This is a genomic window from Heyndrickxia ginsengihumi (genome assembly GCF_011008565.1).
In the GTDB taxonomy this organism is placed as follows: Bacteria; Bacillota; Bacilli; order Bacillales; family Bacillaceae_C; genus Weizmannia; species Weizmannia ginsengihumi.
Map to the genome: position 1 here is coordinate 1 of NZ_JAAIWK010000008.1, position 20,544 is coordinate 20,544.

Consider the following 20,544-nt stretch of genomic DNA (forward strand, 5'->3'; position numbering starts at 1 on the left):
AGACAAAACTAAAAGGCTTGAGCCCTGTGCAATACCGAGTTCAAACCTTAGCTATCTAATGAAATAAATGTGTCTAACTTTTTGGGGTCACTTCATGCACTGCGGGGTCTCACCGATGCCTATCCTCCCGCAGGATTCTACGTATATTTCCGGAACTGATTTGTGCAATGTTCGTCTTTAGCTACCACTTTTGAGTTTTGTCCCGGCCTCTTTTTGATTTTATAAATATGCTCTGTTAAAGTTAAATGTTTCTTTTTATATAGTCATTAGGGGAATCTTCATTTATTGAAGGTCCCCATACTGTTTCAACTAAAAGCTGCCGCAATGACAGCCCGATCTTCTACTAAAACACCCTTAATTGAAGAAGAACAGTTATTTAAGTATCCTAATATCTTTCCATCCATATGCTAACTCAATTAACTCCTTGCCAGAGAAATCAACCGATTTACTATCTACCACTTTCCCGCCCATTTTGCCATAAAAATTGCAAGAAATATTATCTTTCAATACCCATACAATCATGAATTTAAATCTTGTTTTATAAATTGTTAAACGCCTTGTCCACCCTCCCCCCCGAATACTTGTTCCTATTAAAATTATACAAAAAATTCGGACAGGCATCAATTATTAACATTTACCTTTAACACAGCCTATAAATAAAGATTTTAACGTTATTAACTACTAAGTCCAAAAAGTATTTGCAAGTTTTCAACAAGTTATTTACCCAACAAAAAATCCCTTCTGATCATTCCGCTCAGAAGGGATTACTATTTAACATGACATGTCATAATTATTTTTTCATGTCTTGAATCATTTGTGTAGAAGATTGATTTGAATCTTCTTTTTCATGTTTTTTCTTTAAGTCAAAGTATGCTTTAAATACACGGTTTGCAATTTTCAAGTTCGTATGCGGATCGGCATTATCACCAACATATGACCATGGTACAACAACAGAAATAGCAATTTCAGGCTTGTTATATGGAGCATAACCAACAAATGTTGAGTTCCATACATGATTCCATATTTCTGGTTTCGTCTTACCAGCCGCTTCATATTGCTCAACTTTTTCACCGCCATAAACAGCTTGAGCTGTACCTGTTTTACCAGCTACTTTTAAATCTTGATCAATATGCCCATAAGCTGTTCCGTGAATTGCATGAGCAACATCATAAAATCCTTGTTTGACGCGATTAATTTCTGATTGACTCATATCAATACGGTTCAACACTGTTGTGCCGATTTCTTTCTCAACAGGTCCCAATTGTTCCCCGTTTTTACTTGGCTCCCGAATTTCTTTCGCAATATGAGGCTGAACTCGGTAGCCGCCATTAGCAATTGTTGACACGTATTGAGCAAGTTGCAATGGTGTATACGTATCAAACTGCCCAATTGCAAAGTCAAGAACGTTACCGTTATTCGGTGGAATCGCCGTTTGATATCCTGTTTGCTCACCAGGAAGATCGATGCCTGTTTTCACACCAAGCCCGAATTCCGCAAAATATTTTCGGAACGTATTGATCGCTTTAATCTTATCGATATCGAGCGTTCCATATGGTTTATATGTTTTTTGCCCGCCAAGACTCATCGCTGTTCTAAACATATAAACGTTTGAAGATACCCTTAAAGCATAAAGGTCATTGATATTACCAAACCCGACTGGAACCCAAGATTTTTTCGTGGAAGTCCCTTTAAAATGTAAAGGTTCATCGGTAAACACTTGACCAGGTTTAATCGCACCTGTTTGGTAGCCAGTTAGCAACGTAGCACCTTTAACAGCAGAACCCATCGGATAAGAAGTCGTCATATTTCCTAGTGCAAAATCCTGTACTGAAACTTTTCCCGTTTTCGTATCAGTATGGAATTGTTTACCGGCCATCGTTAACACTTCACCAGTGTTTGGGTTCATGACGGTAACAAATGCGCGGTCAACAAGCGGGTTGCTTGCTCTCGCTTTTTGCAATTCTTGAGTAATAATTTTTTCAACCTGCTGTTGCAAATCAATATCGACGGAAAGTACTAGATCGCTTCCTCGCTCACCTTTACTTACGACGAGAGATTTCAATACATTCCCGGATTTATCTGTTTGGTTTTTAATTTTTTCTTTTTCGCCTTTTAACACATCTTCATATTCTTCTTCTAAATAACTTTTACCAACACGATCATTTCGGCTATAGTCACGTGCTGTATAATATTGTACTTTATCTGACGGAAGCCCTTCTTTTTCCGACGTTACTCCACCTAAAACAGAGCCGAGTACGGAATCCCCATTCGCTTCCTTAAACACATAATATCGTTCCCAGTCAGTAGTAATATCGACACCAGGAAGCGACTCTAAATTTTCGCTTACTTTCGCATATTCTTTATTCGTTACATTTTGATTTTTAATAATTTGCGGTGACAACGTATATCCTGAAGACATTTCACGATATATCGAAAGTACCTCTAAATCTTGTTTCGTTAAAGAATCAAGATCCTTTTTTGTAATACGTTTTAATTGTAACGCATAAATTTTGTCACTATCATTATCCAATTTCGCTTGTTCTTTTTTAGATACAAGTTTAGCCGCTTTCTTCGGATGAATGAGAATCCAAAAATCCTTTTTATCACGTTCTGTAATTTGTTTTAAATCTTTAGGAGAATCTTTACTAATAATTTTTGCTAAAGACTCGGCCACTTTTAACATTTTTTGTTGGTCTGTAGATTGTGTTCTTGTATAAGTTATCGCTCTTAATGGTTTGTTACCAACAATTAATTTATCGTTTCTATCAAGTATTCGACCCCTTGGAACTGAAGTATTAACGGTAACATCTTCTGATTGTTCAAGTTCTTTCTTATAATCTTGTCCATAAACAATTTGCACAATGCCTAGACGCAAGACTAATACTGAAAAAAGGACAAAAACAACGAAGAACAGCATATTCATTCTAAAAGGAATATGCGATCCTTTTTTTCGTTTCTTTTTTTTCAAGATTTTTACTCCTTTCGTGCAAACTCTATGTTTTATTTTAGCGAAAAAAAGGTGGAATGGCTATAAAAAAAGAAAAAGTAACCGAATCCAAATTTCGGTTACCTCGTTTTTATTCGACAGCATTCGTATGAATCTTTCTTATAAAAAGCGAAATACACAAATGCCCTGCCCCTATAAATAGCAATAAAATAGGGATACTTTGTTCTTTATTAAAAAAAGTGATGGCAAATATAAATAATAAAATCGATACAACTCTGCCAGCATTTGTAAATAATTCTAAAACAACAATATACTCAATTCGCGCTTCAGCAGCTTTCCACGCCCTACCAATAATATCATAAGTCATAGAATTTAATGGAACTAATAAGATTGGATAAGCAATCGCAATGATAAAAGCGTATATAAGCAACCGTGGGTATGTCACTTCAAAAACAAATAAGAAAATGGCTGCGTATAGTAGTAATCCTCCCAACAGAATCGCCCTTTTACGATGATGCCATTTTATATATTTCCCAACGAGGGTATAGCCAACAAATTGAAAACACGAATTAATTAAACTAAACGTTCCTAAAGAAAATTCACTTCCCGTGGAAATAAACACGAAAACCGAAATAATAAATACAAAAGTACCGTCGCGTAATCCTTTCATGAAATGAGCATTCGTAATTCTTTTCCAATTATGATTAGATTTGCGTTCTTGCAATACTTTCATCATGACATAATTGCCATGTGAAGGTCTACGTTCAAGTCGGAAGCTTAAAACAACCGCAATTGCAAATAACACTAAGGAAAGGGTAAAAACGATTGTGTAGCCCCCGTTAACAAGTCGGGAAATGATAAATCCTGCAATAACAGGGCCAATCATTCCCCCTATTGAATTCAATGCACCTAAAAATCCGTTAAAAAAGTCTCGTGTTTCCGGTTCAGTAATTTCAAATGTGAGAACATTAAAGGCGAGCCAATAAAATCCATAACCGATCCCAAGCAATCCCCCTAAAAGGATTAAATAATCTTGAGCAACGTTTTTTGATAATAGCACTGTTATATAAAACAGGGCTAAAAAAATAACACCCATTCTTAATACAGTGACACGATCAATTTTTTTTGCCCAACGGCCTGCCACAATAAAAGTTAATGGTTGTAGTACGACAACTGCCAAATTATATATGGCCAAATCGAAATATTTTCCCGTCTGCTTCCATAAGTAAACATTAACAAATGTATTTGATAATGAAATACTTAAAGAATAAATTCCTCCTATTAATAAGAGTAATAATAAATCTTTTGAAAATTCAATATTCCCTAACCATCTTCGTAAAATACTCATAAAAAAAACTCCCCTTTTTCGTCTTTTCTATTGTTTGAAAAAGAGAAGAGTTTATACAAAAAAAGAGGCGATTCATATCGCCTCTTTTTATTCCTGTTTTTTATTACTTAGCAGCTTCGTAACGTTTAGCTACTTCGTCCCAATTTACAACATTCCAGAATGCACCAATATATTCAGGACGACGGTTTTGATATTTTAAGTAATAAGCATGTTCCCATACATCTAATCCTAACAATGGTGTTTTACCTTCAGATAGAGGATTATCTTGGTTAGGAGTGCTTGTAATTTCTACTTCACCGTTGTTTACAACTAGCCACGCCCAGCCAGAACCGAAACGGCCTGCAGCTGCCTGTGCAAAAGCTTCTTTGAATTTTTCAAAGCTACCAAATTTATTATTGATTGCTTCTGCTAAGGCACCTGTAGGTTCACCGCCACCATTTGGAGATAATAAAGTCCAGAACAATGAATGGTTAGCATGTCCGCCACCATTGTTACGTACAGCAGTACGGATATTTTCTGGAACTGCATCTAAATTTGAAATTAGTTCTTCTACTGATTTACTAGCAAGATCATCATGACCTTCTAAAGCTTTGTTTAAGTTTGTTACATAAGTATTATGGTGTTTCGTATGATGAATAGTCATTGTTTCTTTGTCGATATGAGGCTCAAGAGCATCATAAGCGTATGGTAATTGTGGTAATTCGTAAGTCATTTTTAAATTCCTCCCATTATGTAAATTTTTGAATCATCGGATTCAATTTGTGATCATTTTTAGATTACCAAATCCTTCTATGACAATCAAATATATTGAATTCAAATTTAGCAAATTTTTTTATAATACAATGATGAAAAAATAAATGACCATTACTAATTGAATCGCACCTTTTAATGCAATACTACTTAAAAATCCAATTAACGAACCAAACCCCACTTTCATTGCCTTTGTTAATGATGTACGGTGAACAATTAATTCGCCGATAACTGCTCCGATGAATGGGCCGATTAAAATACCTGCAACAGGAATGACAAAAGGACCAACAATTAAGCCGATTGTACTTCCCCATACACCTGCCCGTGTTCCACCATATTTCTTTGTTCCTATCATGTTTGTGATGATATCTGAGCAAAATAATAAAACGACAAATACTGCTTGTATACTCCAAAATAGCCAATTAAATGGAGAAAAACTAAAAAAGAAACCGTACAGTAAAAATGCTGCAAATAGAAATAATACACTAGGAATGATCGGATAAATTAGACCAACGAAAGCAATGATAATCAACCCGATAATAATAAACCAATAAATCCACTCCATATGATCTCCTCGATTCGATTTTTATTTATTTCGACTACATTCTTTATCAAAACTGATTTTACTATTGTTTTTTTTTCAGTATAATGTTGTCAATGGCATTAATATGTATTAAAGGAAGTGGCAACTTGAACGTAATAAAGCAAATCATCGTTAGTATCTATTCTCCACGGGATATTGCGAGTTTTTATTTACAAAAATTAGGGAAAACAATTTTATTTTTAATATTGCTTATTTTCCTATCCATCATTCCAGGAATATTCCATTTAACAAAGTTTGGCATTCACGTACTAAATGAAAGCAAACAAATTGTAACTGAGGAGCTGCCAAATTTCAAAATTAAAAATGGCGTGCTTACCTCCAATCAGAAAAAACCTTTATTCCTGACCAAGCATGATATTCCAGTTATTTTTGATTCAACTGGAAAAATAACAACACATACTGTCTCCGTAGAGGGGACCGCAATCGGCTTATTAAAAAATAAAATTGTCTTTACATTCAACGGACAAACACAGGAAATTCCTTATTCATCATTACAAAACATGGTAATTACCAATAAAGAAATGAAACATACATTAAATACTGTTAAAGATGCAATGTGGGTCACTGTCCCGATCTTTGCTGTACTTTATTACATCATTGCCTTTATATCCACGATCATTAAAATATTAGTATTGGCGATTTTCGCCCAATTATTTAGCCAAATAAACAGACACCGTCTCTCATATAAACAAGGATTTACTTTAAGTGCCTATGCAATTACTTTGCCAACACTCTTCTTTTTTATGATGGACTGGCTGAATACAAATGTTCCTTTTTCAACTATCATTAGTTGGGGAATTTCATTCATCATGCTCTATTTAAGTATAAAGGAATTACCGAAAATAAAAAAAGACTCCATTCAATCTTAAACAGCATAGGCACAGTTAATTATAAGCCGCAATATAATTCCTCCTTCATAGTCTATTTTCTATTGCAAAGGCATATAGATGACAATGAAGGAGGCTTTTTATATGAAAAAATTTCTAGCTTTCATTTCTGCAATTATTATCCTATACAGTGTCTATTATGATATGCGCGTCGGCACTATTCCAGCAGCTTCGTATCCTTCACAACAAACAATAGAAAATAACAATCAAACTACAACAAGCCAACAAGTAGCGACAGTTCAAGTCGATCCAGGCGATACAGTTATTTCAATTGTGGAAAAACTGTCTAGCACTTCTAATGGGACAATTTCAATAGAAAAAATCAGCAAAGATTTTAGTAAATTAAATAATGGTATTAAACCTACTGATATTCAAATCGGACAAATTTATAAATTTCCAATTTATAATTAGTAAAAATAGAATTCATCAATTTCTTGTCAATTTTGGTCAAGAATTGATACAATAAGACTGGTTATAAATTTCTTATAGTTTTTATTTACAACAAAGGAGCGAATTACCCTTGGGTGAAATAATACATCGTTCAAAGACTCGCCCCGTTAAAGTTGGTAACTTAACGGTAGGCGGAAGTAATGAACTATTTATACAAAGTATGACAACAACGAAAACTCATGATGTCGATGCGACAGTTCGGCAAATCGAACGTCTAGAAGAAGCTGGCTGTCAAATTGTACGTGTTGCTTGTCCAGATGAACGAGCTGCAAATGCGATTCCGGAAATAAAAAAGAGAATTCATATACCACTTGTTGCCGATATTCATTTTGACTATCGTCTTGCATTGAAGGCAATTGAAGGCGGAGTTGATAAAATCCGTATTAATCCTGGAAATATTGGTAAACGCGAAAGAGTTGAAGCAGTAGTAAAGGCTGCTAAAGAACGGGGAATCCCAATAAGAATCGGGGTAAACGCAGGTAGCTTAGAAAGACATATTTTACAAAAGTATGGTTACCCTACTGCAGATGGAATGGTAGAAAGTGCACTTCACCATATTCAAATTTTAGAGGATCTTGATTTTCATGATATTATCGTATCGATGAAAGCCTCTGATGTAAATCTTGCAATAGAAGCCTATGAAAAGGCTGCGAAAACTTTTGATTATCCTTTGCATTTAGGGATTACTGAATCAGGTACACTGTTCTCTGGTACAATTAAAAGTGCTGCTGGTCTTGGTACAATTTTAAGCAAAGGAATTGGTAACACACTTCGCGTTTCCTTAAGTGCGGATCCCGTTGAAGAAGTAAAAGTAGCTAGAGAATTGTTAAAAATCTTTGGTCTTTCTTCCAATGCACCTACACTTGTTTCCTGTCCAACTTGTGGCAGAATTGAAATAGATCTCATTAGCATCGCAAATGAGGTAGAAGAATATTTACAGACCATTAAAGCACCTATCAAAGTATCTGTTTTAGGCTGTGCCGTTAATGGTCCAGGTGAAGCCCGTGAAGCCGACATTGGTATTGCGGGAGCCCGTGGTGAAGGATTATTGTTCCGGAAAGGAAAAGTAATGCGTAAAGTTCCGGAAGAAACAATGGTCGAAGAATTGAAAAAAGAAATAGATCTGCTTGCAGAAGAATATTATAAAAAACAGGAAGCAGAAAAACAAAATAACTAAAAAGAAAACATCGGCAATTGCCGATGTTTTCTTTCTAAATAGTCGTATTTAGAAAAATGGTGTGAAAAACAAACCAATTATTAGAGAAATAGCTCCTATACAGATGCTCCATATTCCTAATGTTGCTGCATCCTTTTTACGGGCAATAAACCCTAACACGATCGCCGCCACCCCTAATATTACAGGCATGAAAAATAATGATAGGATCGCAACAGCAAGTGCAGCCCATCCGTAAATATGGCTAACTGCGTCATCGTCATCCTCTTCTTCTCTTACATCATCACGCCGAACCGGTAGTGGTGTAACAACCGGCGAAGCAATCTCTGCAGCGGTTTCTTCTTCATAATCTCTATGCTGATGGTCAACGTCATCTACTGCATCATGATCCTCTTGGTTTAGTGGATAAACACGTTTATCGTCGTCCATTCTTACTCCCCTCGCTTTCATTTTTTAGGAGCAAGATTATTATGTGCGACCTTTAAGGAATTCACTATAACAACCTTTACTAATGGAGGTAATATTTAAGAAAATGGTAATTGTTTGTAATTTATTAACTCTATGTTAAAATTTTTTTATAGTCTGAAGAGGAGTAATGTATATGGATAAAATAAAAAAACGCTTTGGAATAGATATAGACGGAACAGTAACAAGTCCAGATACTTTCGTTCCATTTATTAATGAACAATTTAACCTTAACTTAAAGTACGAGCAACTTATTAAATATGAAATCACTGATGTAATCGATGTCCCCCCAAAGCAATTTAATGAATGGTTCTTAAAATCTGAGCCAATCATCTATGAAAAATCCCCCATTTCTGAAGGAGCAAGGGAAGTTTTGGAAGATTGGAAAACGACTTTCGAACTTTATTTTATTAGTGCAAGAGCACCATATTTATTAGACGTTACTAAAAATTGGTTTTCTAATAACGAGATATCATACCATCATATTGAATTAATTGGCAGCCATCATAAAATTGAAACAGCAAAAAAATACCATGTCGATCTTTTTTTAGAAGATAAACATGATAATGCAGTAGCGATATGTGAAGAGCTACAAATTCCTGTTTTATTATTTGACACCCCGTACAATCAAGAACCAATACCAAAAGGCGTCATAAGAGTGAAAAATTGGAAGGAAGCAAGTGAGTGGGTCAATAATTGGTTACAAAAAGGTGAAAAACAGAAGGTAGATCATAAATGAGACAATTTAGGAGCTTCTATTTGGGCTCCTTTATTTAATGTCTAAATGCATGCCCCATACATTCTGGACATGTTCCATAAACTTCAAATTTATGTCCTGATATATCGTAGCCTTTCAATTCTTCATCAATACTAGGCATTGGACATTCTGGTATCTCCTTTGTTTCACCGCATTGCAGACAAATAAAGTGGTGATGATGGTGATCGGTTGAGCATTTAAAGCGAAAATGTTTTTCTCCTGACAACTCTGTAACTTCAAGGATGCCAAGCTCTTCAAATAATGACAAATTCCGATAAATTGTATCGAAGCTCAATCCCGGATAATCTGCTTTCATATGCTCTAAAACATCTTTTGCAGTTAAATATTTATTATTGCGGGCAAAAAGTTCAAGCATTTGTTCACGTTTCCCCGTGTGCTTATATCCTTTATCTTTTAATAGTTCAATGGCTTCATTTACGCGCATTTCATCAAGTCCTTTTTCAAAAACTCTTCGAATAGATCGATTCGTATAAATAATTGTAAAATGTCTTCCCTTATTACTAATTTAATACGAAATAAATCATTCGTCCAAAAATATGTTTTTATACAAAAAGTATACAATGATGTTGAATACATGTAAAGTGTACAGAACGTTGTACACTTTTATTTATTATGAACATTTCTATCCATCCTTTCATATATATCATATACGGGAGGATGATGTACGATGAAATTAATCCAAAATATGGTGAATTACAAAGTGAATTTAATTACTGGGGATGAACTATATAAGTATGCAAAACAGTTTAAAGTAAAACTAAGTAAATCAGATGCGGAAAAGATTGCAAAATATGTTCGTGGTAAAAACTTAAATATATTTGATGATCAAGTTCGGACAAAAGCAATTAAAGAAATTGCAAAAATTACAAGCCCGGAAACAGCAAGAGAAATTAATCGTGTATTTATCATGTTTACAAAATAAAATAAAAAAACGAGCCTAATATGCATTCACATATAGGCTCGTTTTCGATTAATTAATTACACGTCTTGCAACGCCGTTAAATGCACTCTTCCAATATGGATTATTCATAGAATCGACGGAAACACCGTGTGAACTATTATCATCTAAAAATGATCCATTTCCTAAATAGATACCGACATGTCCATTTGTCTTATAAGTATCAAAAAAGACAAGATCGCCACGTTTTAGCTCTGAAGGACTTACAGGAGTACCTAATCCAACAAGTGTGTCTGTATTTGCACCAGCGCCTCCTAGGTTCACCCCAGCTTGTGCAAAAGCCCAGTGGACGAATGATGAACAGTCGAATAAGTGATTTGCGATGTCAGACGCGGTACGACCGCCTCCGAATTTATATGGTGAATGACCGATTAATGTCGATCCAGCACTAATTGCAGCTTCAATCGTTGAAGAACCGCCTTTAGACGTAGCTGTCGCATGACTTCTACTTGGCTGATTGTTGGATGAATGATTAGAACGGCTCGAAGACGATGTGGATCCTTTATCATTTGAAACATGTGTTGAGCTGTCATTCGAACTGCTTGACTGATCGCTTGAGTTATTATTGTTAGAATCATCACTCGTTTGAACTGTCTGATCACTATTATCATTACTTGAAGAATTCGTAGAAGTTGTCGATTGATCTTCTGCTGTCTTTGTTTCTTCTTTTTTCGTTTCCGCTTGTTCTTTTTCTAGCTGTTTAAGTGCTTGCTTTTCTTGCGCATTTAGCGATGATGCTTGTGCTTTTAAATTAGAAATTTCTGATGCGATTGACTGTTTTTGTTCATCTAAAGCTTGCATCATGCTCTTTTGATCAGCTAATTGATACTTAATTGATTCTTTTAATTGTTTCAAATCATTCAATGACGATTGAATATTGTTTAATTTCTCATTCACTTGATCTTGTTGTTGTTTTAATAATTTCTTATCTTGCTCCTGCGCTTTTAGAATTTCACTATCTGCCTTTACAAAGGTTGCAACAGCAGAAGAACGACTAATCAAATCACTTAAACTCTTCGCTTCAAGAATCACATCTAAATAATTGACAGAACCGCCATTTTTTTGAATATCGCGTGCACGTTCACTCAATACTTTATTGCGGTCATCAATTCTTTTTTGCGTTTCTTTTATTTTACTGTTTAGTTTAGCTACTTCTGCCTTTGTATCTTTTACTTGTTGCTCTTTATCTGCAATTTGTTGATTCGTTTGAGTAACTTTTTTATTTATGCTATTAATATCATCTTGTAATTGTTGCTGATTTTGTAAAATCGTTTCAATTTTACTTTGTTTGCTGCTAATGCTTGTCTGTATTTTTGATTGTTTCTGCTGGATATTTTGAATTTGTTCATCAGCAAATGCTTTGCTAAAAGGAATAAATGAAGTTCCTGCTCCGATAACCGTTGCCATGGTTAAAGTTAACATCTTTCTTTTCAACGTAATTCCCCCATAAAGTATGTATATTCTATAAAATTCATCATTTTTTTACACGTTTTTATCAACCTGTATCCTATTATACTATGAATTTTCATTTCTAATTTTACATTTATATTTCATTTTAGTCATAAAACACAAAAAAAGGTCAAATATCTCAATATATTAAGATTTAACCAATCCTAATATATTAAAAGATACTTGACCTTTGTAATATGAGTCCCGAATTATTGCCCGATAATCTTCGTTAGCAGTTCTTCATCAAACTGTTTATTCTTCAACATTTCAATTTCAAATTTATATGGCGGCTTACGATTTGTTTTATCTTCACCAACATAAGGTGTCTCTAAAATCTTTGGTACATTTTCCAATTGAGGATGATGAACGATATAATTGAGCGCTTCAAAACCGATATGACCAAAGCCGATGTTTTCGTGACGGTCCTTTCTAGCTCCCCTATCATTTTTACTATCATTAATATGAAGTACTTTTAAACGTTCTATACCGATTACTCGGTCAAATTCTTCTAATACCCCATCAAAATCTTCCTTTACATTATAACCGGCGTCATGTGTATGGCAAGTATCAAAACAGACAGAAAGTTTATCGTTTAATTTCACACCTTCAAAGATTTGCGCTAATTCTTCGAAGCTCCGACCACATTCTGAACCTTTTCCTGCCATTGTTTCTAAGGCAATTTGCACGTTTTGTTCGGGAGTCAACACTTCATTTAAACCTACAATAATTTGCTGAATCCCTTTTTCTGCTCCTTCACCAACATGTGCACCTGGGTGTAGAACGATTTGTTTTGCACCTATTGCCTCTGTACGTTCAATTTCTGATCTAAGAAAGTTTATCCCGAGCTCGAAGGTTTCCGGTTTAACAGTATTGCCGATATTAATAATATATGGAGCATGAACAACAATTTCTTCAATTCCATGCTCTTTCATATGTGCCAATCCAGCCTCAATGTTAAGATCTTCAATTTTCTTCCTACGCGTATTTTGAGGAGCACCTGTATAAATCATAAATGTATTTGCCCCATATGAAACTGCTTCTTCACTTGCACCAAGCAGCATCTTTTTTCCGCTCATAGAAACATGTGAACCAATTTTCAACATATCCACTCATCTCCCTTTTTGCTAAACTACTTACGCTTCTGCATTTTCTTTTGTCTTTTTTTAATTTGATCGACTTGACGTTCAATCTTCTTTTTGTATCCTGGTTTTACCTTTTTTGGTCTTCCAATCATTTTCCTTGCCTTCTCTTCGATATCATCTGCCTGCTTAATTCTTTTTTTACGGCGATTACGATCCTTTAATGTTACCCATTCGCCTTTTTGCAAATCTTGATTTTCAAATGTAATTCCCATTTTCTCTAATTGTATAAGCGCCTGCTCATCTGATGGTTCATAAATCGTAGCACAAACCCCGGAAAAATGAGCTCTTGCTGTCCGCCCAGCACGATGCACATAAAATGTTAAATCTTTTGGAAGTTCGAAGTTAATTACATGACTTACTCCTTGGATATCAATCCCTCTTGCTGCTAAATCTGTTGCTACAATATATTGAAACTCTAAATTTTTAATTTGTTTCATCATTTTTGAACGTTCTCGCGGTGTCAAATCACCATGAATACGTCCTACTTTCAAACCTTTACCACTTAACTGTAAATATACTTCATCTGCCATTGCCTTTGTATTTGTAAAGACGATTGCTAAATAAGGATTAAAAGCTTGCAACATATCATACAGTAAGTCAATCTTTTCCCTTGAACGTAATGGAACTAAAATATGCTCAATCTTTTCCGCAGAAATTTGTCGTGATTGCACTTGTTCAAATACTGGATTTTCCATATACTTCTTTAAAAACGGTTTTAGCTTCTCCGGAATTGTCGCGGAGAAAACGAGTAATTGCACATCCTGCTGAAGACGACCAGCAATTTGATCAACATCAAAAAGAAATCCCATATCAAGCATAACATCTGCCTCATCAATGACCATGATAGCTGCTGTATGGACAAATAGAGCTTGTTCTTTCACCAAATCAAGAATTCTTCCTGGTGTTCCAACAATGATTTGCGGTTGCTTCTTCAACTTTTCTATTGATCTTTGCTTGTCCGTTCCACCGATAAAACAACGAGTGGAAATTTGTTCTTCTGGATTTCCCCATTTTGTTATTTCTAATATTTCATGATAAATTTGGTTAGCCAATTCTCTTGTCGGTGCAGTAATAATTGCCTGAACTTCCTGTAATTGCGGATCAATTTTTTCTATTATTGGCAGTATATATGCATGCGTTTTACCAGTGCCTGTTTGCGATTGACCAATAGCACTTTCTCCACGCAGTATGATTGGAATCATTTTTCTTTGTATTTCTGTAGGCTCATTAAAACCTTTTTTTGTAATTGCTGTTTGAATAAAAGGCTTTAACTGAAAACTTTTAAATGTTGTTTCTGTCATTTTCTCACTCCTATTTATACCTATTACGATAAACGTGAAGGCGTTCTTGTTATTATAATCGACATTTACGAAAACTTCCACCCGCAGCAGATTATATCTTCTTAAATTTATTGCCATTAACGAAATTAAGAATAAGATTTCGATTTAATCAGTCGTTTTCCATAACTCATGCATATTGTAAAAGAGAAGGGATTAGAAAGGAAAGGAGGGCAAACTGTGCCGCCAAGAAATATGTCTCCATTTTTTGGACCGATGAATCCATCAAGGATGCAGCCAATGAACGGAATGCAGAGAAACCCATTTATAAATATGCAACAGTCTTCTCCATTTGCTCCTCGAATGCAAATGGGAGCGAGAGCAGCAAACAGTGGCCAGGGAGGCGGAGGAATATTATCAAGACTGTTTAATAGGGGTAGTACAAATACTGCAGTGAATGCCGCAAATGCATTTCAAAGAACCGCAGCTGGTGGTGGATCACTTACAAGAAATTTATTAAACCCTACTTCCATTAGTTCATTTTTAAATAATACCCAGAATGTCTTGCGAACAGCACAACAAGTAGGACCGATGATACAGCAGTACGGACCGATCGTAAAAAATTTACCTGCTATGTGGAAATTGTATCGCGGTTTAAAAAATTCTTCAACTGATGTGGAAAATGACAGTAATGAATCAGATGAATCAACAGAATCAAATGAAAAGGAATCTTCCAAAGATATCGTTTCAAAAAATGGCTTATCAAGCGAATCATCATCAAATCAAAAAGTTTCAGCAAAGGCAACTTCTACATCCTCCTCCACAAGTACTAATCGTAAATCAAAAGCAAGACAAAATGTAAAAAGCATAAAAGAAACAAAAACTGGTGAATCTGTCCCTAAATTATTTATATAAGAAAGCAAACCGTTTGTAGCTCAGATTTTTACAAACGGTTTTTTAATGATTAATGAACTTCTGAACAGTTTATTGTGTTTTTTTTACATACAATCACACGTTTTTTGTATTCTATCTTGAAATTCGCTATAATAAGTTTCGTATGATGGTAGATTTTTAATGTTATTGACATTCATCAAAAACATTACATTAATATAGTTTCATTCAAAAATTCCAATGTACTTTTATTATAAATTAGGAGGATTTACATGGAAGTTATTAAAATTTCTCCCCGCGGTTACTGTTACGGCGTTGTTGATGCGATGGTCATTGCCCGCAATGCCGCTTTAGATAAAACATTGCCTCGACCAATCTATATTCTCGGAATGATCGTCCACAATAAACATGTGACAGATGCTTTCGAAGAAGAAGGAATTATTACGTTAGACGGTAAAAATCGCAAAGAAATCTTGGAAAAGGTCAATGATGGGACAGTTATTTTTACGGCTCACGGTGTTTCACCAGAGGTACGTGAGATAGCGAAACAAAAAGGATTAGTAACCATTGATGCAACTTGTCCAGATGTAACGAAAACGCATGATTTAATTCGCAGCAAAGAGAAAGAAGGCTATGACGTTATCTACATCGGTAAAAAAGGACATCCAGAGCCTGAGGGCGCTGTTGGTGTCGCACCGAACATTGTTCACCTAGTTGAAACAAAAGAAGATGTTGAAAAACTTGATATTCATAATGACAAAATTATTGTTACGAACCAAACTACAATGAGCCAGTGGGATGTTTTAGACATAATGGATCTTGTCAAGGAAAAATATCCTCACGCTGAAAAGCATAAAGAGATTTGTCACGCTACGCAAATTAGACAAGAAGCTGTAGCAGAACAGGCAAAAAATGCTGACGTTTTAATTGTAGTAGGTGATCCGCGCAGTAATAACTCAAATCGACTTGCACAGGTCTCCGAGCAAATTGCCGGTACAAAGGCTTATCGCATCGCAGATATTTCTGAAATTGAGATTGCTTGGATTAAAGATGCTAATAAAGTTGCTGTGACTGCAGGTGCTTCCACACCGACTCCAATTGTTAGAGAAGTGATTGCTTTTATCGAACAATTTGATCCAAAAGATGAGTCAACATGGAAAAGGGAAAAGAAAGTGCCGCTTAATAAAATTTTACCAAAAGTAAAAAATCCAGCCCTACAAAATAAAAAATGATCAAACAAAAACGAGCTTTGATTTATAAGCTCGTTTTTGTTTGAGTCTTTTCTAAACTTTTTTTCATTCCAATAGATGCTGTTCCTTAGCCTAAGAGGTGAGATTCCTGCGGAGCGCATCCATGGGAGATCGCGCAGTCACATCCGAGAATCCTCCCAGACCGTTCACGGATTTTGAATCCCTAAAGTGAAAATCAACTTCCTCTTCTTTGATAAAAAAGAGTATAAAACCAGCCTCTTTATAGAAATGTAAAAGGATCTGTGTGAACTTCTGACTCTATAAACTCAACTTCGTATTGCTTTTCAATGCAATCTTTTCTTAAACGATTAGCAACTCCCTTTTTCATTACCTTTTCAACATTATGGCCGGGATCTACTACATTCAATCCTAATGCTAGTGCATCATGTGCATTGTGATAGTAAAAATCCCCAGTCACAAAAACATCCGCACCTTTAAATGCTACGTGGGAGAAATATTTATTACCATCTCCTCCTAAAACAGCAACTTTCTTAATGGTAGCATTTAAATTACCAACGACCCGCAACCCTTTAACATCTAATGAGATCTTTACCTTTTCTGCAAATTCTTTTAATGTAAGTGGATGCTCAAGTTCACCAATTCTCCCCAATCCGAGAGTTTGGCCATTATTTTCTAAACGATAAATATTGTAAGCAACTTCTTCATAAGGATGAGCTTTCAACATTGCATGCAAAACTTTTTTCTCTATCGCTTGAGGAAAAATCGTTTCTATTCTTGTTTCGTTAACCTCTTCCATCTTTCCGACACTGCCAATATATGGCTTCGCATGTTCTCCTGGTAAAAACCTTCCAGTTCCAGAAACGGAAAACGAACAATATTCGTATTGTCCAGTTGCACCTGCCCCAGCTCGTCCTAATGCTTCTCTTAATTGATCTTCATATTCGACCGGTACGTAAACTGATAAACCTTTTAATGGTTCTTCATAAGTTGGGACTAACACTTCCGTATTCTGTAAATTCAATGCCTCTGCTAGTAGATCATTGACTCCCCCTGGGGCTACATCAAGATTTGTATGTGCAGCGTAGACTGAAATATCATGTTTTATTAATTTCTCATACAATCTCCCTTGATATGAATCTGTTGTTAAATTTTTTAACGGACGAAATATCGGAGGATGATGTGCAATAATAAGTTGAACCTTTTTTTCTATAGCCTCATCGACAACCTCTTCAAGCACATCTAAAGCAATTAACACCTTTTCTACCGGTTTATTTAAAGTACCAATTTGTAAGCCGATTGGGTCACCTTCCATGGCATACTTTTTCGGGGAAAATGCTTCAAACAGTTGAATGATTTCATGCCCATTTACTTTTTTCATGATAATACCTCCTCTACATATGCAATCTTTGTTTTTAATTCATTTTTCTTTTCTTCTAACTCTTTAGTTTCACTTGCTTCATTTAATTTTTGAAGGATTGATTTCCATTGCTTTACTTCTGCATTCCATTTTTGTTGAAAAACGTTACTCTTCTCTCTTATTAAGAAAGGACCCATTAATAATTCTGGAGCCGATAATTTTTCTGGATGCTTTAACACATAATCCGCAACGATCACTTCATAAATCTTCCCATCTTCCTCAAGAATTTGCTCAGCAATAATTTCCCAATTATTTTTTTGACACCATTTACGAATATGTATTGAACCAACATTAGGCTGTAAAATAAGTCTTTTCACACCAGGAAGCTTTTCTTTGCCGTTTTCAAGAATAGAAGTAATTAAAGAGCCGCCCATCCCAGCTATCGTAATACAGTCTACTTCCCCCTGTGAGATTACCTCGAGTCCATCCCCTTGTCTAACTTGAATTTGTTTTTCTAGATCTAATTCCTTTACATGACTTAATGCAGATAGATACGGGCCCTTAACAACTTCTCCTGCAACAGCGAAGCTAGCGATTCCTTGCTTTACACAATAACAAGGTAGGTAAGCATGGTCAGAGCCAATATCTGCCAACGTAGATTCTTTTGGAATATACGAAGCTACACATTCTAATCTTCTTGAAAGTTTATCGCTATTCATTATTTCACCACTTTATTTTGTTATGAATTTATTATACAAGAAAAAAGTCTAGACTACACATTCATCGATTATTAATTTCGTTTGAAACCAATTTGTCATATAAAATTTATCTTCTCTTTATAGTAATGGATAACAAAATCATTTATAATAGTTGTAACAATTCTTAAAATTAAAACAATAACACTGTTAACTATGTATTCGGAATCATACATTTGAATATAACATTGTGTAATTTCCAAAAAGACAAAAAAATAATATCTATATTACAATAGATATTATGATAATGATTATTCCTACAATACCCGACAAAGTAAAGAATAGTAATTTGAATTTTTTTCCTACTATTAGCCATAAAATGCAGTGAATAAAAAGCATTATATATAGTATAGATCGATTGTGATGAAATAAATGATCATTCAATTGAACTGTTAGCAACAATAACAATAATGCTGTCCCAATCAAAAAAATCCCGAAGTAAAATTCTTTATTAGAATAATAAAAACATGCCCAAAGTAAAAATCCGACAAAAACCGTCAAAATCACTGTTTGCAAAATGAAAGGGAATTCAGTAAAATAAATGACAAATACAGCAATACTTAGTAAACAAACAACGAGGAGATATACACCTAGTATTGGTAAAATGTCTTTGCTAACAACCCGAGATTTGCTTTTTCTTATATTTTCCGATGACTCTTGATCTTGTATATCTTCACTGTATAGTGCCAGTAAAAAGTCACAATACTCTTGAGGAATCATCTTATTTTCTTTCCAAAGTTTAATTTCATTTACAATGATCTGTTTTCTCATAGAGTCCATAAGCAACACATCCTATATGTATATTTCTCGAAAAAAAGACAAATTCCTTCTAAAAATAAGAAAAAAGTTTACTTCAAAGATGAAGTAAACTATATTGTAAAGGCCTATTCTAAGAAATCTTTTAGACGTTTGCTTCTACTTGGATGACGTAGTTTACGAAGTGCTTTCGCTTCGATTTGTCGAATACGTTCACGAGTAACGCCGAAAACTTTGCCTACTTCTTCCAATGTTCTTGTGCGCCCATCGTCTAAGCCAAAACGCAATCGTAAAACATTTTCTTCACGATCTGTTAATGTATCTAGAACATCTTCTAATTGTTCTTTCAACAATTCATACGCTGCATGGTCAGAAGGTGAAGTTGCATCTTGATCTTCAATGAAATCTCCAAGATGAGAATCGTCTTCTTCACCAATCGGCGTTTCTAAGGAAACAGGCTCTTGAGCAATTTTAATAATCTCACGTACTTTTTCTGGTGTGATATCCATTTCTTCGGCAATTTCTTCCGGCGTAGGTTCACGTCCTAAGTCTTGCAGTAATGATCTTTGGACACGAATTAATTTATTAATCGTTTCTACCATATGCACCGGAATACGAATCGTTCTTGCTTGGTCGGCAATTGCACGAGTAATTGCTTGTCGAATCCACCATGTTGCATAAGTACTGAATTTAAATCCCTTTTGGAAGTCAAACTTTTCAACAGCCTTGATTAATCCCATATTCCCTTCTTGAATTAAATCAAGAAATTGCATACCACGTCCAACGTAACGTTTTGCAATACTAACGACAAGACGTAAATTTGCTTCAGCGAGGCGACGTTTTGCTTCTTCGTCTCCTTCTTCAATTCGTTTCGCTAATTCAATTTCTTCATCTGCAGAAAGAAGGTTAACACGACCGATTTCTTTCAAATACATACGTACAGGGTCATTAATTTTTACTCCAGGAGGAACACTTAAATCATTTAAATCAAATTCTTCTTCATTTTCTTTTTCTAGATCTTCATCGTCTGGAGCATCAACATCTTCAGAATCTTGATCTTCCATTACATCAATTCCTTGTTCACCCAATTGTTCGTAAAATTCATCCATTTGGTCAGAGTTCAGCTCGAAATGGCTTAATTTCTCTGAAATGTTTGCATAGTTTAAAAATCCACGTTTCTTACCAAGTTCGATAAGCTGTTCTTTTGCTTTTTCTAGAGTAAATTCACTCTCTACTTCTTTGGAACGTGCTGACTTTTCAACCATGTGTTCCCCTCCTTCAAACAATGTCATACCTTCAATAACAATTCACTTATTTTATAATAATCTCTCATGTAGACGAGTTT

20 protein-coding genes are annotated in these 20,544 nt (G+C 35.1%); 7 read left to right on the forward strand and 13 right to left on the reverse strand.

The window, feature by feature from the left end; genetic code table 11:
* Positions 1-790 precede the first annotated feature (790 nt).
* The 4 genes from G4D61_RS06785 to G4D61_RS06800 form a co-directional block, all read right to left on the reverse strand.
* Positions 791-2,968, reverse strand: coding sequence for a peptidoglycan D,D-transpeptidase FtsI family protein (locus tag G4D61_RS06785; RefSeq protein ID WP_163173562.1), 2,178 nt, complete (start codon positions 2,966-2,968; stop codon positions 791-793).
* Between the two features lie 109 nt (positions 2,969-3,077).
* Entirely contained in the window at positions 3,078-4,295 is a 1,218-nt protein-coding gene (locus G4D61_RS06790; RefSeq protein ID WP_035355204.1) for an MFS transporter, read from the reverse strand.
* Between the two features lie 103 nt (positions 4,296-4,398).
* Entirely contained in the window at positions 4,399-5,007 is a 609-nt protein-coding gene (sodA, locus tag G4D61_RS06795; RefSeq protein ID WP_025726700.1) for a superoxide dismutase SodA, read from the reverse strand.
* A 120-nt stretch (positions 5,008-5,127) separates the two neighbouring features.
* Positions 5,128-5,610 carry a DUF456 domain-containing protein gene (locus G4D61_RS06800; protein ID WP_025726699.1) on the reverse strand — a complete coding sequence of 161 codons (483 nt, stop codon included), beginning with the start codon at positions 5,608-5,610 and terminating at the stop codon, positions 5,128-5,130.
* A gap of 125 nt (positions 5,611-5,735) precedes the next feature.
* Here G4D61_RS06800 and G4D61_RS06805 point away from each other — a divergent pair, with 125 nt between their 5' ends.
* The 3 genes from G4D61_RS06805 (at position 5,736) to ispG (ending at position 8,163) form a co-directional block, all read left to right on the forward strand.
* A complete protein-coding gene (locus G4D61_RS06805) occupies positions 5,736-6,518 on the forward strand; it encodes a DUF1189 domain-containing protein (RefSeq protein WP_025726698.1) in 783 nt (260 codons plus the stop codon).
* 102 nt (positions 6,519-6,620) lie between these two features.
* A complete protein-coding gene (yqfZ, locus tag G4D61_RS06810; protein ID WP_025726697.1) occupies positions 6,621-6,947 on the forward strand; it encodes a protein YqfZ in 327 nt (108 codons plus the stop codon).
* Between the two features lie 118 nt (positions 6,948-7,065).
* Positions 7,066-8,163 carry a flavodoxin-dependent (E)-4-hydroxy-3-methylbut-2-enyl-diphosphate synthase gene (gene ispG / locus G4D61_RS06815; RefSeq protein WP_152604331.1) on the forward strand — a complete coding sequence of 366 codons (1,098 nt, stop codon included), beginning with the start codon at positions 7,066-7,068 and terminating at the stop codon, positions 8,161-8,163.
* 48 nt (positions 8,164-8,211) lie between these two features.
* On the opposite strand, the gene G4D61_RS06820 is transcribed toward ispG, so the two are convergent.
* On the reverse strand, positions 8,212-8,589 hold the full coding sequence (locus G4D61_RS06820) for a hypothetical protein (protein ID WP_025726695.1): 378 nt from the start codon (positions 8,587-8,589) through the stop codon (positions 8,212-8,214).
* 172 nt (positions 8,590-8,761) lie between these two features.
* On the opposite strand from G4D61_RS06820, the gene G4D61_RS06825 reads away from it, so the two are divergent.
* Positions 8,762-9,364 (forward strand): nucleotidase, encoded by a 603-nt coding sequence (locus G4D61_RS06825; RefSeq protein WP_035348095.1) that lies wholly within the window; start codon positions 8,762-8,764, stop codon positions 9,362-9,364.
* Between the two features lie 34 nt (positions 9,365-9,398).
* Here the strand turns inward: G4D61_RS06825 and zur are convergent, their stop codons facing one another.
* Positions 9,399-9,827 (reverse strand): zinc uptake transcriptional repressor Zur, encoded by a 429-nt coding sequence (gene zur, locus G4D61_RS06830; RefSeq protein WP_025726693.1) that lies wholly within the window; start codon positions 9,825-9,827, stop codon positions 9,399-9,401.
* A gap of 243 nt (positions 9,828-10,070) precedes the next feature.
* Between zur and G4D61_RS06835 the strand changes: the two genes are divergently transcribed.
* Positions 10,071-10,325, forward strand: coding sequence for a DUF2624 domain-containing protein (locus tag G4D61_RS06835; RefSeq protein ID WP_025726692.1), 255 nt, complete (start codon positions 10,071-10,073; stop codon positions 10,323-10,325).
* A gap of 48 nt (positions 10,326-10,373) precedes the next feature.
* Here G4D61_RS06835 and G4D61_RS06840 read toward each other — a convergent pair whose 3' ends face one another.
* The 3 genes from G4D61_RS06840 to G4D61_RS06850 all read right to left on the reverse strand — a co-directional run bounded on the left by G4D61_RS06840 (position 10,374) and on the right by G4D61_RS06850 (position 14,253).
* The gene (locus tag G4D61_RS06840) at positions 10,374-11,795 is read right to left on the reverse strand and encodes a C40 family peptidase (protein ID WP_035356168.1); all 1,422 of its coding nucleotides are present in this window, start codon (positions 11,793-11,795) and stop codon (positions 10,374-10,376) included.
* Positions 11,796-12,019: 224 nt separating this feature from the next.
* Positions 12,020-12,913, reverse strand: coding sequence for a deoxyribonuclease IV (locus G4D61_RS06845; RefSeq protein ID WP_035356165.1), 894 nt, complete (start codon positions 12,911-12,913; stop codon positions 12,020-12,022).
* Positions 12,914-12,939: 26 nt separating this feature from the next.
* Positions 12,940-14,253, reverse strand: coding sequence for a DEAD/DEAH box helicase (locus G4D61_RS06850; protein ID WP_025726689.1), 1,314 nt, complete (start codon positions 14,251-14,253; stop codon positions 12,940-12,942).
* 216 nt (positions 14,254-14,469) lie between these two features.
* Here G4D61_RS06850 and vrrA point away from each other — a divergent pair, with 216 nt between their 5' ends.
* Entirely contained in the window at positions 14,470-15,144 is a 675-nt protein-coding gene (gene vrrA, locus G4D61_RS06855) for a VrrA/YqfQ family protein (RefSeq protein WP_163173563.1), read from the forward strand.
* Between the two features lie 248 nt (positions 15,145-15,392).
* Complete coding sequence (locus G4D61_RS06860) at positions 15,393-16,352, forward strand: 4-hydroxy-3-methylbut-2-enyl diphosphate reductase (protein ID WP_163173564.1); 960 nt, start codon at positions 15,393-15,395, stop codon at positions 16,350-16,352.
* A 238-nt stretch (positions 16,353-16,590) separates the two neighbouring features.
* Here the strand turns inward: G4D61_RS06860 and G4D61_RS06865 are convergent, their stop codons facing one another.
* The 4 genes from G4D61_RS06865 to rpoD all read right to left on the reverse strand — a co-directional run bounded on the left by G4D61_RS06865 (position 16,591) and on the right by rpoD (position 20,464).
* Complete coding sequence (locus G4D61_RS06865; protein WP_025726686.1) at positions 16,591-17,709, reverse strand: Nif3-like dinuclear metal center hexameric protein; 1,119 nt, start codon at positions 17,707-17,709, stop codon at positions 16,591-16,593.
* The gene (locus G4D61_RS06870) at positions 17,706-18,407 is read right to left on the reverse strand and encodes a tRNA (adenine(22)-N(1))-methyltransferase (protein ID WP_025726685.1); all 702 of its coding nucleotides are present in this window, start codon (positions 18,405-18,407) and stop codon (positions 17,706-17,708) included. The genes G4D61_RS06865 and G4D61_RS06870 overlap by 4 nt, the downstream gene beginning before the upstream one ends.
* Before the next feature lie 258 nt (positions 18,408-18,665).
* Positions 18,666-19,223, reverse strand: coding sequence for a hypothetical protein (locus tag G4D61_RS06875; protein ID WP_025726684.1), 558 nt, complete (start codon positions 19,221-19,223; stop codon positions 18,666-18,668).
* Positions 19,224-19,327: 104 nt separating this feature from the next.
* Entirely contained in the window at positions 19,328-20,464 is a 1,137-nt protein-coding gene (rpoD, locus tag G4D61_RS06880; protein ID WP_025726683.1) for an RNA polymerase sigma factor RpoD, read from the reverse strand.
* Positions 20,465-20,544: the final 80 nt, after the last annotated feature.

Excerpts from the sequence above, each read along its gene's own strand:
- yqfZ (WP_025726697.1), top strand. The coding sequence starts at position 6,621 with ATGAAAAAATTTCTAGCTTTCATTTCTGCAATTATTATCCTATACAGT.
- G4D61_RS06800 (WP_025726699.1), bottom strand. The coding sequence starts at position 5,610 with ATGGAGTGGATTTATTGGTTTATTATTATCGGGTTGATTATCATTGCT.
- rpoD (WP_025726683.1), bottom strand. The coding sequence starts at position 20,464 with ATGGTTGAAAAGTCAGCACGTTCCAAAGAAGTAGAGAGTGAATTTACT.
- G4D61_RS06820 (WP_025726695.1), bottom strand. The coding sequence starts at position 8,589 with ATGGACGACGATAAACGTGTTTATCCACTAAACCAAGAGGATCATGAT.
- G4D61_RS06875 (WP_025726684.1), bottom strand. The coding sequence starts at position 19,223 with ATGGACTCTATGAGAAAACAGATCATTGTAAATGAAATTAAACTTTGG.
- zur (WP_025726693.1), bottom strand. The coding sequence starts at position 9,827 with ATGCGCGTAAATGAAGCCATTGAACTATTAAAAGATAAAGGATATAAG.
- G4D61_RS06850 (WP_025726689.1), bottom strand. The coding sequence starts at position 14,253 with ATGACAGAAACAACATTTAAAAGTTTTCAGTTAAAGCCTTTTATTCAA.
- G4D61_RS06870 (WP_025726685.1), bottom strand. The coding sequence starts at position 18,407 with ATGAATAGCGATAAACTTTCAAGAAGATTAGAATGTGTAGCTTCGTAT.
- G4D61_RS06865 (WP_025726686.1), bottom strand. The coding sequence starts at position 17,709 with ATGAAAAAAGTAAATGGGCATGAAATCATTCAACTGTTTGAAGCATTT.
- G4D61_RS06790 (WP_035355204.1), bottom strand. The coding sequence starts at position 4,295 with ATGAGTATTTTACGAAGATGGTTAGGGAATATTGAATTTTCAAAAGAT.
- G4D61_RS06845 (WP_035356165.1), bottom strand. The coding sequence starts at position 12,913 with ATGTTGAAAATTGGTTCACATGTTTCTATGAGCGGAAAAAAGATGCTG.
- G4D61_RS06835 (WP_025726692.1), top strand. The coding sequence starts at position 10,071 with ATGAAATTAATCCAAAATATGGTGAATTACAAAGTGAATTTAATTACT.
- sodA (WP_025726700.1), bottom strand. The coding sequence starts at position 5,007 with ATGACTTACGAATTACCACAATTACCATACGCTTATGATGCTCTTGAG.
- G4D61_RS06825 (WP_035348095.1), top strand. The coding sequence starts at position 8,762 with ATGGATAAAATAAAAAAACGCTTTGGAATAGATATAGACGGAACAGTA.
- G4D61_RS06860 (WP_163173564.1), top strand. The coding sequence starts at position 15,393 with ATGGAAGTTATTAAAATTTCTCCCCGCGGTTACTGTTACGGCGTTGTT.